This is a genomic window from Sphingomonas sp., assembly GCF_032114135.1.
Classification (GTDB): Bacteria; Pseudomonadota; Alphaproteobacteria; order Sphingomonadales; family Sphingomonadaceae; genus Sphingomonas.
This window is the reverse complement of the sequence record NZ_DAMCTA010000005.1, coordinates 16,349-31,669: the sequence shown is the minus strand read 5'-3', so window position 1 is coordinate 31,669 and position 15,321 is coordinate 16,349. Positions and strand designations below refer to the sequence as shown.

The window sequence follows — 15,321 nt, the reverse complement described above, 5'->3', positions numbered from 1 at the left end:
ATTCCTGTCCGGCCCGTTCGGTCAAGCCGCGTCCCCGCGACTCACGATTCTTCAGCGTTCCTGTTTTGTACCACAGGAGCGTGACGATGTCAAGGCATTTAACCTATCTGGTTTTACCGGGCGCTACGCGACCAGCCAATCGACCATCATTTCGCCGCCATGGCCTTCCGGCGCGAGCGCGGTGCGGAGGGCCTCCAGCAAGGGCGGCAACGTCTGGGTAAAGGCATAGGGCGGATTGACGACGAAGAGGCCCGCGCCGTTATAGATCCCCGGCATATCGGCATCGTACAGCCAATGCTCGATCGTCAGGAATTTCGGGATGCCGAGCCTGCGCAGCCTGCCCTTCCACTGATGATGCGTCGCGCGGTCCTTCAGCGGATACCAGATCACCGTCACACCATGCGCCCATTTGCGGTGCGCCGCGGCGAGGGTTGCGGTGATGCGCTCGCGTTCGTCGGTCTGCTCATAGGGCGGATCGACCACCACCACGCCGCGCGGCGTTTTGGTCGGCAGCATCGCCAGCCAGAGTTCATAGGCGTCGCGCGTGTGCACGGCAGCTGCAGTGCCGCGCATTGCATCGCGCAGCGCAACGGCGTCCTCGGGATGCTTTTCGTTGAGGATCAGCAGGTCCTGGGGGCGCAACAGTTGCGCCAGGAACTGCGGCGAGCCGGGATAGAGATGCGGCTCCGCCCCGGCATTCACCGCCCGCACGGCAGCGCGATAGTCGTCCAGCAAGGGATTCGCGTCCGCAAACGCCCGCAGCACGCCGTGCGCAGCCTCGCCGGTGCGCTGGGCCTGCTCGCCGCCCAGGTCGTAGAGCCCGCAGCCGGCATGGGTGTCGAGCAGGGTCAACGCGCCCGGCTTTTGCTGGAGCGCCCGGACGAGCGCGATCAGCAGGCTGTGCTTGACGACATCGGCGCTGTTGCCGGCATGGAACGAATGGCGATAATTCATCGAGATCCGGAATCCTCACGGTTTGCCTTTGCATGCCCGGCCGGGCGGGGCTGCCGATCGCGCAGCGCGGCGTCCTCCTCGAACCGGCCCGGTGCGATCCCGGCGACGGACCAGTCGCCGATCGACCAGCGGACCAGCCGCAGCGTGGGCAGGCCGACCGCCGCCGTCATCCGCCGCACCTGCCGGTTGCGTCCTTCGCGGATGGTGATGCGGAGCCAGCTGTCGGGGATGGACTTGCGCTCGCGGATCGGCGGATCGCGCAGCCACAGCGCCGGCGCATCGATCCGCGCGACCTCGGCCGGCAGGGTCATGCCGTCGTTGAGCCGCACGCCTTCCCGCAAGGGCGCCAGATCCGAGTCCTGCGGATCGCCTTCGACCTGCACGAGATAGGTCTTGGGCATCTTGAAGCGCGGATCGGCGATGCGCGCCTGCAGTCGCCCGTCATCGCACAACAGCAGCAGCCCTTCGCTGTCACGATCCAGCCGCCCGGCGGGATAGACGCCCTTGACGTCGATGAAATCCGACAGGGTCGCCCGCGTCGTCGGCGACCCGCGATCGGTGAATTGCGACAGGACCCCGAAGGGTTTGTTGAACAGAAGCAGCCGGGGCATGCCGCGCGCATAGCGCTCGGATGCGCTCGTGTCTTCCGTCGCCCGTCGCCTAGCGCGCCAGTCCCGCGACCATCGCGTTCCAGGCAGAGCGCTCGTCGCTCCGCGCCCGCAGCGTTTCCACCGCGCCCAGACTCGCGGTGGCGAAATCCACCGCGACTGCCTGCTCCGCCTCGAAGGTCGCGTTGCCGCTGAGCACCACCCGCGTGTCCGCCTCGGCTCGGCCACGGACCATGCCGCCGCGGTTGAACACCTCGATGGGCGTGCCGAAGGGGACGCGGGCGGTAAGCGCGGCGCTCAGCACCGATGCCGCCATCGCGCTGCCGCAGCTGTCGGTTAGCCCGACCCCGCGCTCGAAGGTGCGGACGAACAGGCGGGTCGGGCTGCGCAGCTCGACGAACGAGACATTGGCGCGCGCGGGCAATAGCGCCGGGCGGCTTTCGCACCATTCGCCCAGTGCCACCAGTTCGGCCTCGTCGACCTGGTCGACAAAGGTCACCAGATGCGGATTGGGCATAGCCACCGCGGTGAAGGCACGCGGGTTGGGCAGGCCAGCGATGGGGGCGTCGAGTACCTGCTCGGGCGCCCCGACCAGCCCGACATCGGCGGCGCGGGTCGAATTGGGGCCAACGAGCGTGCGGATTGTCGCGACGCCGGGGGCGATCTCCGGATCGCGCGACACGCTGGCGGAACTGGTCTTGAGCTTCACCTGCGCAGCGTCGAGTCCCAACAGGTCGAAGCCGAGCCGCGCGGTGCAGCGCAGCCCGTTGAGGCAGGTCTCCGCCTCCGAGCCGTCCGAATTCCACATCCGCATGCCGAAGGCGTGGGCGTCGTCGCCCGGCACCAGCGCGAGCAGGCCGTCGCCGCCCACCGGCCCGGCGCGATCAGCGAGCAGGCGGGCGAGCGTCGCCCACTCGGCTTCGGACAGCGTCATCACGCGGGCATCAATGAGCGGGAAGTCGTTGCCCGAGCCATGGCACTTGGTGAAGGGGATACGCATGCCGCCCATCTAAGCGGCGACGGGCGCCTTGGCTACTGCGCCGCCCAACGCCGCCACCTGCGCCTTGTCGCGCGCGAGGATCGCGGCGAAGCTCGGCCGGGCGTGGATCGCCTCGACATAGGCCGCAGTGCGCGGATAGCGTGCGGCATCGACGCACACGCCGACGCAGCCCAGCGTCGCGAGCGGGCTTGCGACCGCGATATCGGCGAGGGTCAGCCGGTCCTCCACCAGGAAGCCGCTGTCGGGGATGGCCGTTTCCAGATAGATGAAGATCGGCGGCAGCAACTCGTTCTCGGCCTGGTCGGCGGCGGCGTGGTCGCACGGCAACTGCATCACCCGCGGCTTCACGAACCGATTGCCGAAGATGGCCGACCCCGCCGCCATCATGATCGTGTCGGCCAGTTCGTCGAACCAGATCGTCCGCGCCCTCGCTTCGGGCGCCAGCGGGATCAGATTGGGCTCGGGATATTTCGCCTCCAGATAGGTCACGATCGCGGACGAATCGGAAATGGTGAAGTCGCCGTCGCGGAAACCCGGCATCTTGCCGAACGGGCTGATCGCGCGAAACTCGGGGTCCGGGCTGCCGGGCCCTGCAAATTTCAGCTGCAGTTCCAAGCCCTTCTCCGCCCCGAACACCATGCATTTGCGGACGTACGGGGACAAGGTCGAACCATAGACGATCATCGGTGTTCCTCTCCTATATGGCGCGCAGCATAGCCGATTTTGGGGCGTGTCGCGCGGCCGGTGCGCGACATCGCCGCCGGAACGTGCGAAGTCGGGCGCGATGACTGCCTATGCCTTCCTGCTGCTCGCCGTCGCCGCCGCGACCGCCTTCGCCGTGCTCAAGCGGCGGATCGACCGGCTGGAGCACGACCTGCAGACGCTGGAGGTGCGGCTCGCGCGGCTGGACGGCCGCGCGCAGGCACCGGCGCCGCGGCCGGTAGCGCGCGTGCAGACCGCCGACCTCCAGGGCCCGCGCATACCCGCGGATGAGACCGATGACGGAAGCGAGATCCCGCCGGTGCCCATACCGGCACCGGTCGAAGGACCGTCGCCTGCGCCGAGCCCTGCCTTCACCCTGCCCCGCCTCAGTTTCGAGACGCTGGTCGGCGGCCGCCTGCCGATCTGGATCGGCGGCGTCGCGCTGGTGCTCGCGGGCTTCTTCCTGGTGCGTTATTCGATCGAGCAGGGCCTGCTCGGCCCCGCCGCGCGCACGTTCATCGCCGCGCTGTTCGGCCTCGCGCTGGTCGCGGCGAGCGAAGTCGTGCGCCGACTCCCCGCCACCCGCGACGATGCCCGGCTGGGGCAGGTCTTCGCCGGCGCCGGCATCGCGAGCCTCTACGGCACGCTCTACATGGCGGCCGCGCTCTACCATCTGATCGCCCCGCTCACCGCGTTCGGCGCGGTCGTGCTGGTGACGCTCGGGGCGATGGGGCTGTCGCTGCGCCACGGCCCGCCGACCGCGATCATGGCGCTGGCGGGCGGCTTCCTCGCGCCGCTGGTGGCCGGGTTCAACGCCGCGGGCATCGCACCGCTGCTCGTCTATCTCGGGCTGTTCGTCGCCGCCTTGTTCGGGCTGGCGGTGCATCGCCGCTGGGGCTGGCTGGCGCTGGCGGCGAGCGTCGCGGGGCTGGGCTGGACGCAATTCCTGATCGCGGTGCTCGACGGGCGCGGCAATCTCTCCGCCATCGGCCTTTACACCATGCTGCTGGCAGGCGGGGCGAGCGCCGCGCTGCCCGCCGCGGGCCTGCGCAACCGCTGGCTGCGGCTCGCGCCGTTGCTGGTCGGATTGCTGCAGCTGGTGTCGATCGCGCCGGGGCTCGATTTCGGGCCGCTCGCCTGGAGCTTCTACCTCGTTCTCGCCGCCGCGACGCTGGTGCTTGCCTGGCGCGACGCCGTCTATCTCCCCGGTGCCCCCGCCGCGATGGCGCTGCTGCTGGCACTCGAGGCCCTGGGGCTCACCGCCGTCCACCACGGCAGCACGCCGACTGGCGCGCTCGTTGCGGCGCTGCTGTTCACCGGCGCCGGCCATGCGCTGGCGGCACGCGGGCGGCAATGGATCGCGCTCGCGCTGCTCGGCGCCGCTGGCCCCGTGCTCGTCGCGCATGTGCTGACCCCGGCGCTGCTGCCCCCGCTCGGCTGGGGCCTGCTCGAACTCGGCGCCGCGCTCGCCTGCGCCCGGCTCGCCTGGATGCTGCGCAGCGACGCCGACGATCCCGCGCTCATCGCCGCGACGCTGGCATCTGCGCTGCTGCTGACCGTGGCGCTGGCCCAGGCGCTGCCGCATGGCTGGCTGTCGGTCCCGCTCGCACTGGTGCTGGGGGGGCTGGCCGTCTGGGCACGGCAGGTGCGCGCGCCCACCCTGTTCGCGCTACCGATCCTGTGGCTGCTCGCCGCGCTGGTCGCCGCGGGGCCGCCGTTACTCGACGTTGCCTCGGCAATCTTCGTGGCGCTGATCGGTGATCGCCTGCCTTACAAGGAGCTGCCGGTCTTCGCCGATCTGCTGCGCGTCCTCGGGCTGCCGATTGCCGTCGCGTTGGCCTTCCTCTTCGTCGACCCGCGCGCCTTCGGACGCGCCCGGCGTGGCGCCGCGATCCTCGCGGGCACGGGCGCCGTGCTGCTGCTCTACACGCTCGCCAAGCAGCCTCTGGCGATCGCCACGCCCGAGCGCTTCCTGGCCTGGGGCTTTGTCGAGCGTGCGCTGTTCACCCAGGCGGCGCTCGCGGCCGGCTGGGCGCCGTTCCGCGCCGGGCGACTGCCCGGGCTGGCCAAAGCGCTGCTGCTGCTGCTCGGCCTCGCCCGGCTGGTCTGGTTCGACCTGCTCCTGCTCAACCCCGCCTTCGTTGCGCAGCAAGCCGGGCCGCTGCTCGCCGCGCATCTCGCCCTCGCCGCCTTCTGGTGCTGGACGCTGCCGCGCCTGCGCGTGCCCGCCGCGCTGCTCAGCATCGCCGCCGCACTCGCCGCGATCCGCTGCGCGGCGCACGGCACGCTGCTCACCGGGCCGATCGGCAGCCTGGAAAATGGCGGCTACTCCGCCGCGCTGCTGCTGCTCGCGCTCGCCTGGCTGTGGCGCGGCATCGCGGCCGGGCGGCACGACCTGCGGCTGGCCGGGCTGGGCCTGCTGACCCTCACCACCTGCAAGGTATTCCTGGTCGACGCCGCCGCGCTGGACGGGCTGCTGCGCATCCTCTCCTTCCTGGGACTCGGCGTGGCGCTGATCGCGATCGGGTGGGCCTATAGCCGCTTCCTCGCCCGCCCCGCCGCCGCCGCGCAGGAGGCACCGCCGCTTACCTGAGCCGGTAATGGTCCGCCACGCGGTCGAGGGCGAGGCACAGCACCAGCTTGCCCGCGCGGCTCGGCCAGCCGAGGCCCTTTTCGGCGGCGCTCAGCCCCTCGCCCGCGCAGACCACGCGCCACAGGATGTCGGAGAGCCCGCCGCCCACCGCCGCGATCGCCGCATCGAAGCGGCGCTTGGCGGCGATCTGCGCCAGCGTCGGATCGAGCGGCTCGGGCGCCGCGCGCCGCCCACCCTCGCGCGGCGCCGGATCCCAGCGCATCGTCACGCTTGGCCCCAGCGAGGCCGTCTCGTAATCGCCGCGCAGCCGCTCGCCCGCCTCATATTGCCGCGCATCGACATGGCCGCGTGCGCGCAGCCAGTCGAGCGGCGACTCGCCTAGATTCACCGTCACGCTGCGGCCCTTGCCCGTCGACCGCTCCACCAGCTCGCGCATGCCACGATCTCCTTTTGTTCCAACGTGACCCTCTTGCCATCGCGGCGCATCTGTAGGAAAGAGGAAAACCGATTTGGTTAGGAGCAGGCCATGATCACCGCGATACGCGAAGTCCGCCGCGCCAAGGGGCTGACCCTCGACGACGTCGCCCGGCGCTGCAAGCCGCCCACCACCGCGCAGACGATCGGCCGACTCGAGACGGGCACCCGCACCGTATCGGTCGCCTGGCTCAACCGGATCGCCGCCGCGCTGGAGGTGGATGCCGCCGATCTGGTCCAGCTTCCCGATCGCCCCGACGTGCCGGTGGCCGCGTTCCTGGAGGCCGACGGCGCCCATGCCCCGCGCCGCCCCGCCACGCTGGTGCCGCCCCGCCCCGAAGCCGGCACCATCGCCATCGCCGTCGAGGCGAGCATCGGCGACTATCGCACCGGCGACGCGATCTGGTGCGAGCGGCTCGCCCCCGCCGACTTCGGCCACGCGCTCAACCGCGACGTGCTGGTGCCGCGCCCCGCCGGCCGCTTCCTGTTCGGCCGGCTGATCGGCCGCGACGGCACCCGGCTGCAGCTGCTCCCGCCCGGTGCGGGGGGCCGCCAGCAGGTGGTGACGGACCCCGCCTGGATCGCCGTCGCGGTGCGGCTGGTGCGCACGCTATAAGCATTGTTACGCCCTTGCTCGCTGCACCTGTTGGGCGCAACATGCTGCGCAACAGGAGGGAAGAAGACCATGAAGAAACTGGCGCTTATTGCATCCGCAGCATTCCTCGCCCTGGCCGGCCCCGCGTTGGCCGACGACTGGGATTTCATGCTCACCAACAATACCGGCAAGCTGATCACCAAGATCGAAGTCGCCGCCGCCGGCAGCGGCAGCTGGGTCGACAACAAGGTCGATGCCGAGCTCAACAAGGACGGCAAGGTCAAGCCGAGCGGCAAGACCACGGTGCATTTCGAAAAGGCGGCGAGCGCCTGCAAGTTCGATGTTCGCGCCACCTTCGAGGACAAGACCAACGCGGTCTGGCCCAACATCAACCTGTGCGACAACAGCTATGTCACCGTCGCCTTCACCGGCGACAAGCCGACGTTCAAGGCGAACTGATCGGCAAGGCCAATTGATCGGCGCGCCGGGCGGCCCGTTGCGGTCGCCCGGCCCCAAGCCCGCCGAGCCGGGCTGATAGCAAATCTTTGTTCTCCTACTTGGTGAGTAGGATATCGTGGCACTCCGAAAGGAGCCGCCACGCATGGCCAACGCCGTCCCCGTCCGTATCCGCCCCAATTTAGCCCTGCAGGTGCTGCTCGGCATGGCCGCCGGCCTGGCGCTGGGCTTCGCCGTCCGTGCGACCGGGCAGGCAGGGCTCGGCGAGGCGCTCCACACCATCGGGCAGATCTTCGTCCAGCTGCTCAAGGCGCTCGTGCCGCCTTTGGTGTTCACCGCGATCATCGCCTCGATCGCCGCGCTGCGCGACCTCGACAATGCCGCGCGGCTGGTCGCCCGCACTTTATTCTGGTTCGCCGCCACCGCGCTGATCGCGGTGCTGATCGGCATCGCGCTGGGCCTGCTGCTCCAGCCCGGCCTGCACGCGGGCGTCGCCGCGAGCGCGGCCAAGGCGCCGTCGAGCACCGGGTCGTGGCTCGATTTCCTCAAGAGCGTCGTCCCCGCCAATTTCCTCGGCCTCACCGCCGCCACCACGCTCAAGGACGGCGCGGCGACCACCGGCCTGTCGTTCAACGTGCTCCAGATCATCGTCGCGGCGATCGCGATCGGCGCGGCAGCGGTGCGCGTCGGCGAGGCGGGCAGCGCCTTCCTTCAGTTCAACGCCTCGGCGCTCGCGATCTTCCGCCGGCTGCTGCGCTGGGTGATCGCGCTGACGCCGATCGGCACCGCCGCGCTGATCGGCGACGCGGTGGTCCGCTATGGCTGGGACGCGCTGTCGGCGCTCGGCGCCTTCGCGGCGGCGGTCTATATCGGCCTCGCGCTGGTGCTGCTGGTCGTCTACCCGGCGCTGCTGCTCGCGAACGGGCTCAACCCCTTGCGCTTCTTCGCCACCGCCTGGCCGGCGATCCAGCTCGGCTTCGTCTCGCGCTCCTCGGTCGGCACGCTGCCGGTGACCGAGGAGGTGGTCGAGCGGCTCGGCGTGCCCTCGGCCTATGCCGCCTTCGCGGTGCCGCTGGGCGCGACGACCAAGATGGACGGCTGCGCGGCGATCTACCCCGCCGTCTCGGCGATCTTCGTCGCGCAGTTCTTCGGCGTGCCGCTGCATCTGGCGGACTATGGCCTGATCGCGTTCGTCGCGGTGGTCGGCTCGGCGGCGACCGCGGGGCTCACCGGGGCGACGGTGATGCTCACCCTCACTTTGTCGACGCTCGGCCTGCCGCTCGAGGGCGCGGGGCTGCTGCTGGCGATCGACCCGATCCTCGACATGGGGCGCACCGCGGTCAACGTCGCCGGCCAGGCGCTGGTGCCGACGATCGTCGCCCGCCAGAGCGGCCTGCTCGCCCCCGACGCGCTCGGCACCCCGGCCCATGCCGCCCCGGCCTGACGCGATGGTGTCCGGACACGCCTTCGCGGGCGAAATCGCCGACGCGGTGTCGGCGCTCAACACCGTCCGCTCGGCCTGGCGCGAGCACCGCGCCGAGCATCGCGGCCTCTCCCGCTTCCCTGCGCCGGCCGAGCTCGCCCGCTTCGTCGAGCATGTCGCCGCCGCGCTCTTCCCCACCCGGCTCGGCGGTTTTCGCGGCGGCATCGCGCGCGAGGATGATTTCGTCGCCGAGCAGCTGGGCCGGGCCTTCGCCATCCTGCGCGAACAGCTCGCCGCCGAGTTCGACTATTGGCAGCGCCACAGCGCCACCCCGTTCGACAGCGACCAGCCCGACCTGCTCGTCCGCCTGTTCGCCGCCGCGCTGCCCGAGATCCGCACCCTGCTCGACGCCGATGTCGACGCGGCGTTCGTCGGCGATCCCGCCGCACGCAGCGTCGACGAGATCCTGATCAGCTATCCCGGCGCGCTGGCGATCCTCCATTATCGCATCGCCCACCAGCTGCATGGGCTGGGCGCGGTGATCGTCGCGCGAATTATCTCCGAGCTCGCCAATGCCCGCACCGGCATCGACATCCACCCGGCGGCGACGATCGGGCCGAGCTTCTTCATCGACCACGGCACAGGGGTGGTGATCGGCGAGACGACGATCATCGGCCGTAACGTACGGCTGTACCAGCACGTCACGCTGGGCGCGCGCAGCTCGCTGGGGCTGGCCCCGGCGGGCCCGCGCAGCCGCTATGCCCGCCACCCGATCCTCGAGGACGACGTGACCGTCTATGCGGGGGCGACGATCCTCGGCCGGGTGACGATCGGCCGGGGCAGCACGATCGGCGGCAATGTCTGGCTGCTCGACGACGTGCCGCCGCACAGCGTGCTGGTGCAGCCCGCCGCGGTGCCGCTGCATGGCGATGCGCAGAGCAACCTGACCGCGCGGCTGACCGAACATCGCGACTGAGGGAGAAAATGGTGGGCGGTGACGGGCTCGAACCGCCGACCCTCTCGGTGTAAACGAGATGCTCTACCAACTGAGCTAACCGCCCGCGCGCGCCGATGGCGTCCGCGTTGCACGCCGATGCCAAAGCCGCGCGCGAAGGGCAAGCCTCAAACGAGCGAAAGTCCCGCGCGCTTCACCGCCGCGACATAGCGCTCCATCCCCCGCCGCGCCGATTCGCTCAGAGCGATATAGGCGCGGCGGCGGTCGCTGGGGTCGGCCTTGCGGTCGAACAGCCCCGCCTCGTTGAGCGTGCCGATCCAGCGCAGCGCCGTCGTCGGCGGCACGGCGGCGGCGATGCACAGGCTGGAGACCGAGATCTGGCGATGCTCCAACTCGGCCGCGTACAGGTCGAGCAGCATGTCCCAGGCGGGATCGGCGAACAGGTCGCCTTCGAAGAATTCCGCCCGCATCCGCCGGGCGCGGATCACCCGGCGAATTTCCCCGGCGTTGGTCTCGACGGTGTCGCCGTCCATGCGGAAGGCCGAAGCCTCGTTGCGGACGCCGGACGCCGGCCGGTCCAGCACCTCGCTGCGGGTGAGGCGCGAGAGCGAGTCGGCGATCCGCGCCACTTCCTCGTGGAAGCGCCGCATGCGCATCGTCTCCTGGTCGCGCATGCCGTCGTGGAGCCGGGCGACCGGCTCGCGGCGGGCGGCGAGCACCGCGCCGAGCCGATCGACGTCGCTCGGCGCGCAGTGCAGCACTGCCGATTCGGGCAGCAGGGCCAGCGCCACGTCGATCTGGTCGGGCGCTACCGTCGCGATCAGCGGCACCGCGCGCGCCTCCGCCATCGCGCCCAGCCGGATCAGCAGCGGCTCGAGCAGATCTGAGGGCACGCCCTCGGCCTCGAGCAGCAGCAGCTGGACGCCGTCGAGCAGCGTCTCGGACTGCAAGGCGCGCGCCGCGTCCAGCGGCCGGCGGGCGCGCAGCCCGGCCGCCGCGACGATGCGTTCCGCCGCCGCCGCGCCCCCCGGCGCCCCGGCGACGATCTGCGCGACATCCATCGCGATGTCGTAGGAAATGCTTTCGAGCCCCCCGGCTCCAATCGCCTCGTACATGTCCGCCCCCATGGTTCGACATCTGTTCCCCAACAAATGCCGTGTCGCTCCGAAATGGCGGAGTCTGTTTTACTCCAGTTCGGTGGGTTTTGGCAGCGTTATTGCGGGGTCTCTCCGAAGTGGAGCAAAGAACCCGGAACTATCGGCGCGGTCGGCGCAAATCCTCGATCTGGCCGTCCTGCAATCCCAGCATGGTTCGCGCCGCGCTGGCGAGAGTCGCGGTCATCAGAACGAAGCTCAACGCGGTGAGCGCCAGGATGCCGGACACCAGCACAACTTGCGACGCGGCCGGCAGGTTCTTCGCCGCGAGCGCGAGCATCAGCACCGTTTCCATCAACGCCTGGGCATTGGCGCCGGTCTGGATCAGGGTGGCCAGGATCGGCAGGAAGAAGGCGGCGAGCAGCGCCAGCCCGGCGAGCGCGATCAGCAGCGCCAATGCCGCGAAGGCACCGAAGATCGGCCAGAAATGCCCGCGCGATTGCGCCCAGGCCTCATCGACCGTGATCGCCTCGTAGAGATAGGTGAGCGGCAGCGCGATCGAGAGGCGCACCTGCACGAAGATCAGGCCCGCCAGCTCGGCGAGCAGCAGCGCCGCGCCCAGCCAGCCCGTTGTGGCCGCGGGGAGCAGCCAGCCGAGCAGCCCCAGCAGGAAGCCGTTGACGAGCGTCAGCAGGAAGGTCGCGACCATGGTGGCGATCGTCAGCAGCACCAGCAGCGCGAACACCCGCAGCTCGTTGGCGGCCAGCCGCAGATAGCAGGCCCCGCGCTTGTACGGGTGCAGCGTCGCGCGCGTCGCCGCGGTGATCAGCACCGCGACAAGCGCCAGCGCCAACCCCTGGCTGAGCAGCGCCGCGCCAAGGGCCCCCGCGACATTCTCCGGATCCACCGGTGCGATCAGGATCCGTAGCAGCCCGATCGCGAAGATGCCGACCAGGTAGAGGATCGCCCAGACCAGCACCGCCAGCGGATGCTGCCGCAACAGGCGAAACGCACCGCCCAGGATCGATCCGACCACCCCGTCCCCCGATCAGTCCAGCGACTTGACGATTTCTTCCACCATCTTTTTAGCATCGGCGAGCAGCATCATCGTATTGTCCCGGTAGAAAAGCTCGTTGTCGACGCCGGCATAGCCGACACCGCCCATGCTGCGCTTGATGAACAGCACCGTCTTGGCCTTCTCCACGTCGAGCACCGGCATGCCGTAGATCGGCGAGGACTTGTCGGTCTTGGCGGCGGGGTTGGTCACGTCGTTGGCGCCGATGACGAAGGCGACGTCGGTCTGGGCGAATTCGGAGTTGATGTCCTCTAGCTCGAACACCTCGTCATAGGGCACGTTCGCCTCGGCGAGCAGCACGTTCATATGCCCCGGCATGCGGCCGGCGACCGGGTGAATCGCATATTTCACCCGCACGCCGTGCGCCTTGAGCTTGTCGGCCATCTCGCGCAGCACATGCTGGGCCTGCGCCACCGCCATGCCGTAGCCGGGAACGATGATCACCTGCTCGGCCTGGGACATGAGGAACGCCGCGTCTTCGGCGCTGCCGCGCTTCCACGGACGGTCGATCGCCGCCGCGCCGCTTGCCCCCCCGCCCGCATCGCCGCCGAAGCCGCCCGCGATCACGCTGAGGAAGCTGCGATTCATCGCGCGACACATGATGTAGCTGAGGATCGCGCCCGAGCTGCCGACCAGCGCGCCGGTGATGATCATCGCCGAGTTGTGCAGCGTGAAGCCCATCGCCGCCGCCGCCCAGCCCGAATAGCTGTTGAGCATCGACACCACGACCGGCATGTCCGCCCCGCCGATCGGAATGATCAGCAGGAAGCCGATGGCGAAGCTGAGCGCCGTCACCGTCCAGAAGATCCAGGGGCTCTGGTCCTGGGTGAAATAGGCGATCAGGCCGAGGATCGCGGCGAGCACGCCCAGGTTGATCACATGGCGGCCCGGCAGCAGGATCGGCTTGCCGCCCATGTTGCCGTTGAGCTTGAGGAAGGCGATCACCGAACCCGAGAAGGTGATCGCGCCGATCGCCACGCCCAGCCCCATTTCGATGCGGCTCTGGAGGAAGATCACGCCGTCGCTGGCGATGCCGAACGCGCCGGGATTGAGGAACGCCGCGCCCGCGACCAGCACCGCGGCCAAGCCGACCAGCGAGTGAAAGGCGGCGACGAGCTGCGGCATCGCAGTCATCGCGATCCGTCGCGCGGTGACGATGCCGATCGCCGCGCCGATGCCGATCGCGGCGAGCAGCTCGACCAGGGTGAGCGTGTCGAGCACCGGCGTGCCGTAATTCTCGCAGATCGCGCCAGCCGGGCAGGGCGGCGCGATGCGCGGGACATGGGTGACCAGCGTGGTCACCACCGCGATCGTCATGCCGATCATGCCGGCGCGGTTGCCGCGCTGGCTGGTGGCGGGGCTCGACAGCCCGCGCAGCGCGAGGATGAAGCAGACACCGGCGACGAGATAGGCGAGTGCCGCCCAGGGGTTTTGCGCGATGCTCTCCATGCTCAGCGAACCTTCTTCTTGTACATGGCGAGCATCCGCGCGGTCACCGCGAACCCTCCGAAGATATTGATGCTGGCCAGCACCACCGCGACCAGCCCGAGCCATTTCGAGGTCTCGCCCGCGCCCCCCAGGCTACCGGCTGCAGCCGCGATCAGCGCGCCGACGATGATCACCGAAGAAATGGCGTTGGTCACCGCCATCAGCGGCGTGTGCAGCGCCGGCGTGACCGACCAGACGACATAATAGCCGACGAAGCAGGCCAGCACGAAAACCGAGAGGATCGAGATGAAGTCCATCAGGCGTTTCCTTGATCCCCGAGCCGGGTTTCGGCTCGAGCGACAATCCCACGGACAACCGCATCGCAGTCGTCCAATACATCCCGCGCGGGCACACGCAGCACATCCAGCCCCCGCATCGTAAACCAGCGATCGCGCGCGGCATCGCGCTGCGGCCGATCGCCAAACCCGTGCGCCGCGCCGTCGACCTCGACGATCATCCGAGCGGCGTGGCAGTAGAAATCCGCGACATAGGGGCCGGAGGGATGCTGCTTGCGGAATTTCAGCCCGCCCGGCCGGTCCCTCAGCGCCACCCAGAAGGACCTCGGGCAAGGACAGCAATGGTCGCGCTTGCTTCGCGCGACCATTGCTGTCCGGCGCGCCCTGCAACACCCTTCAGATCCTCCCCTGAAAGGGGAGGGGGACCGCGCCGAAGGCGTGGTGGAGGGGTGTCCCCATCCGAGCCGAAGGACCGCTCCCCCAGCGTGGACACCCCTCCGTCGCGCTGGCGCGCGCCACCTCCCCTTCCAGGGGAGGATCGTTGCTCACGACAACAGCCTCTCGTGCACCACCTTGCCGCCCTGCGTCACCCGCACGGCGGTGCCGATCTCCTCGTCGAGCACCGGCTTGCCGGCGTCCTTGTCCCAGAAGGCGGAGAGGAAGTTGAACAGGTTGCGCGCGAACAGCGCCGAGCTGTCGGTCGCCAGCCGGCTCGGCACGTTGCGATGGCCGACGATCTTCACGCCGTGGCGCTCCACGATCTCGCCTACCACCGAGCCCTCGACATTGCCGCCCTGCTCCACCGCCAGGTCGACGATCACGCTGCCCGGGCGCATCGTCGCGACCTGCGTATCGCTGATCAGCCGGGGCGCCGCGAGGCCGGGGATCAGCGCCGTCGTGATCACGATGTCCTGCTTGGCGATGTGCGCCGAGACCAGTTCGGCCTGCGCGGCCTTGTAGGCGTCGCTCATCTCGGTGGCATAGCCGCCCGCGCCCTCGCCTTCGATCCCGGCGACATTTTCGACGAAGATCGGCCTGGCGCCGAGCGACAGGATCTGCTCCTTGGTCGCCGCGCGTACGTCGGTGGCGGAGACCTGCGCGCCGAGCCGCCGCGCGGTGGCGATCGCCTGGAGGCCGGCGACGCCGACGCCCATCACGAACACCTTGGCGGCGCTCACCGTGCCCGCGGCGGTCATCATCATCGGGAAAGCCCGGTCATATTCGGCGGCGGCGTCGAGCACCGCCTTGTAGCCGGCGAGGTTTGACTGCGACGAAAGGATGTCCATCGATTGCGCGCGGGTGATTCGCGGCATCAGCTCCATCGCCAGCGCTTCGAGCCCCAGCGCCGCATAGCGATCGATTCGCATACGTTCGCCGAAGGGGTTGAGGCCGGCGACGAGCCAGGCGCCCTGCTTGAGGCCGGCGAGGCTGTCGGGGTCGGGGCCCTGCACCGCCAGCACGATATCGGCATCGGCGAGCACGTCTGCGCGGGTGCCGGTGGTGGCGCCGGCCTCGCGAAAGGCGGCGTCGGCATAGGAGGCGGCAAGTCCCGCCCCGGCCTCGACCGCGACCGAAGCCTTCAAATTCATGAATTTCTTGACGGTTTCAGGCGTAGCCGCGACACGTCGTTCGGCAATCGCCGCTTCCTTGAGTACCGCGATCTTCACG

At 69.7% G+C, this 15,321-nt stretch carries 16 protein-coding genes and 1 tRNA gene; 5 read left to right on the top strand and 12 right to left on the bottom strand.

Annotated features, from left to right (window positions below):
- Nucleotides 1–123 precede the first annotated feature (123 nt).
- From RT655_RS17985 to RT655_RS17970, 4 genes are read right to left on the bottom strand one after another with little or no spacing between them, the layout of a single operon-like run.
- Nucleotides 124–954: a 23S rRNA (adenine(2030)-N(6))-methyltransferase RlmJ gene (locus tag RT655_RS17985; protein WP_313539529.1), complete on the bottom strand. Its 831-nt coding sequence runs from the start codon at nucleotides 952–954 to the stop codon at nucleotides 124–126.
- Complete coding sequence (locus RT655_RS17980) at nucleotides 951–1,565, bottom strand: pseudouridine synthase (protein ID WP_313539526.1); 615 nt, start codon at nucleotides 1,563–1,565, stop codon at nucleotides 951–953. Before RT655_RS17980 ends, RT655_RS17985 begins: the two co-directional genes overlap by 4 nt.
- Nucleotides 1,566–1,614: 49 nt before the next feature.
- Nucleotides 1,615–2,562, bottom strand: a complete 948-nt coding sequence (gene dapF / locus RT655_RS17975) for a diaminopimelate epimerase (RefSeq protein WP_313539523.1) — start codon at nucleotides 2,560–2,562, stop codon at nucleotides 1,615–1,617.
- Nucleotides 2,563–2,571: 9 nt separating this feature from the next.
- The gene (locus RT655_RS17970) at nucleotides 2,572–3,246 is read right to left on the bottom strand and encodes a glutathione S-transferase family protein (protein ID WP_313539521.1); all 675 of its coding nucleotides are present in this window, start codon (nucleotides 3,244–3,246) and stop codon (nucleotides 2,572–2,574) included.
- Nucleotides 3,247–3,346: 100 nt separating this feature from the next.
- On the opposite strand from RT655_RS17970, the gene RT655_RS17965 reads away from it, so the two are divergent.
- Nucleotides 3,347–5,857, top strand: a complete 2,511-nt coding sequence (locus tag RT655_RS17965) for a DUF2339 domain-containing protein (protein WP_313539518.1) — start codon at nucleotides 3,347–3,349, stop codon at nucleotides 5,855–5,857.
- Here the strand turns inward: RT655_RS17965 and RT655_RS17960 are convergent.
- A complete protein-coding gene (locus RT655_RS17960; RefSeq protein ID WP_141987438.1) occupies nucleotides 5,850–6,293 on the bottom strand; it encodes a DUF6456 domain-containing protein in 444 nt (147 codons plus the stop codon). The two genes, RT655_RS17965 and RT655_RS17960, sit on opposite strands and share 8 nt — an antisense overlap.
- 90 nt (nucleotides 6,294–6,383) lie before the next feature.
- Between RT655_RS17960 and RT655_RS17955 the strand changes: the two genes are divergently transcribed.
- The 4 genes from RT655_RS17955 (at nucleotide 6,384) to epsC (ending at nucleotide 9,781) form a co-directional block, all read left to right on the top strand.
- Nucleotides 6,384–6,947 (top strand): helix-turn-helix transcriptional regulator, encoded by a 564-nt coding sequence (locus RT655_RS17955; protein WP_313539513.1) that lies wholly within the window; start codon nucleotides 6,384–6,386, stop codon nucleotides 6,945–6,947.
- Between the two features lie 69 nt (nucleotides 6,948–7,016).
- Entirely contained in the window at nucleotides 7,017–7,385 is a 369-nt protein-coding gene (locus RT655_RS17950) for a hypothetical protein (RefSeq protein WP_313539511.1), read from the top strand.
- A 142-nt stretch (nucleotides 7,386–7,527) separates the two neighbouring features.
- Nucleotides 7,528–8,826 (top strand): dicarboxylate/amino acid:cation symporter, encoded by a 1,299-nt coding sequence (locus RT655_RS17945; RefSeq protein ID WP_313539508.1) that lies wholly within the window; start codon nucleotides 7,528–7,530, stop codon nucleotides 8,824–8,826.
- A complete protein-coding gene (gene epsC / locus RT655_RS17940; protein WP_313539505.1) occupies nucleotides 8,810–9,781 on the top strand; it encodes a serine O-acetyltransferase EpsC in 972 nt (323 codons plus the stop codon). Before RT655_RS17945 ends, epsC begins: the two co-directional genes overlap by 17 nt.
- A 9-nt stretch (nucleotides 9,782–9,790) precedes the next feature.
- Here epsC and RT655_RS17935 read toward each other — a convergent pair.
- The 7 genes from RT655_RS17935 to RT655_RS17905 form a co-directional block, all read right to left on the bottom strand.
- Nucleotides 9,791–9,866: transfer RNA gene (locus RT655_RS17935), tRNA-Val, on the bottom strand.
- Between the two features lie 61 nt (nucleotides 9,867–9,927).
- Nucleotides 9,928–10,875: a hypothetical protein gene (locus RT655_RS17930; protein ID WP_313539502.1), complete on the bottom strand. Its 948-nt coding sequence runs from the start codon at nucleotides 10,873–10,875 to the stop codon at nucleotides 9,928–9,930.
- Nucleotides 10,876–11,014: 139 nt separating this feature from the next.
- Nucleotides 11,015–11,890, bottom strand: coding sequence for a hypothetical protein (locus tag RT655_RS17925; RefSeq protein ID WP_313539499.1), 876 nt, complete (start codon nucleotides 11,888–11,890; stop codon nucleotides 11,015–11,017).
- Between the two features lie 12 nt (nucleotides 11,891–11,902).
- On the bottom strand, nucleotides 11,903–13,378 hold the full coding sequence (locus tag RT655_RS17920) for an NAD(P)(+) transhydrogenase (Re/Si-specific) subunit beta (protein WP_313539496.1): 1,476 nt from the start codon (nucleotides 13,376–13,378) through the stop codon (nucleotides 11,903–11,905).
- 2 nt (nucleotides 13,379–13,380) lie between these two features.
- Entirely contained in the window at nucleotides 13,381–13,674 is a 294-nt protein-coding gene (locus RT655_RS17915; RefSeq protein WP_121071905.1) for a proton-translocating transhydrogenase family protein, read from the bottom strand.
- Nucleotides 13,674–13,967 (bottom strand): endonuclease domain-containing protein, encoded by a 294-nt coding sequence (locus tag RT655_RS17910; RefSeq protein ID WP_313539488.1) that lies wholly within the window; start codon nucleotides 13,965–13,967, stop codon nucleotides 13,674–13,676. Before RT655_RS17910 ends, RT655_RS17915 begins: the two co-directional genes overlap by 1 nt.
- 231 nt (nucleotides 13,968–14,198) lie before the next feature.
- The gene (locus RT655_RS17905; protein ID WP_313539485.1) at nucleotides 14,199–15,320 is read right to left on the bottom strand and encodes an NAD(P) transhydrogenase subunit alpha; all 1,122 of its coding nucleotides are present in this window, start codon (nucleotides 15,318–15,320) and stop codon (nucleotides 14,199–14,201) included.
- Nucleotide 15,321 lies beyond the last annotated feature (1 nt).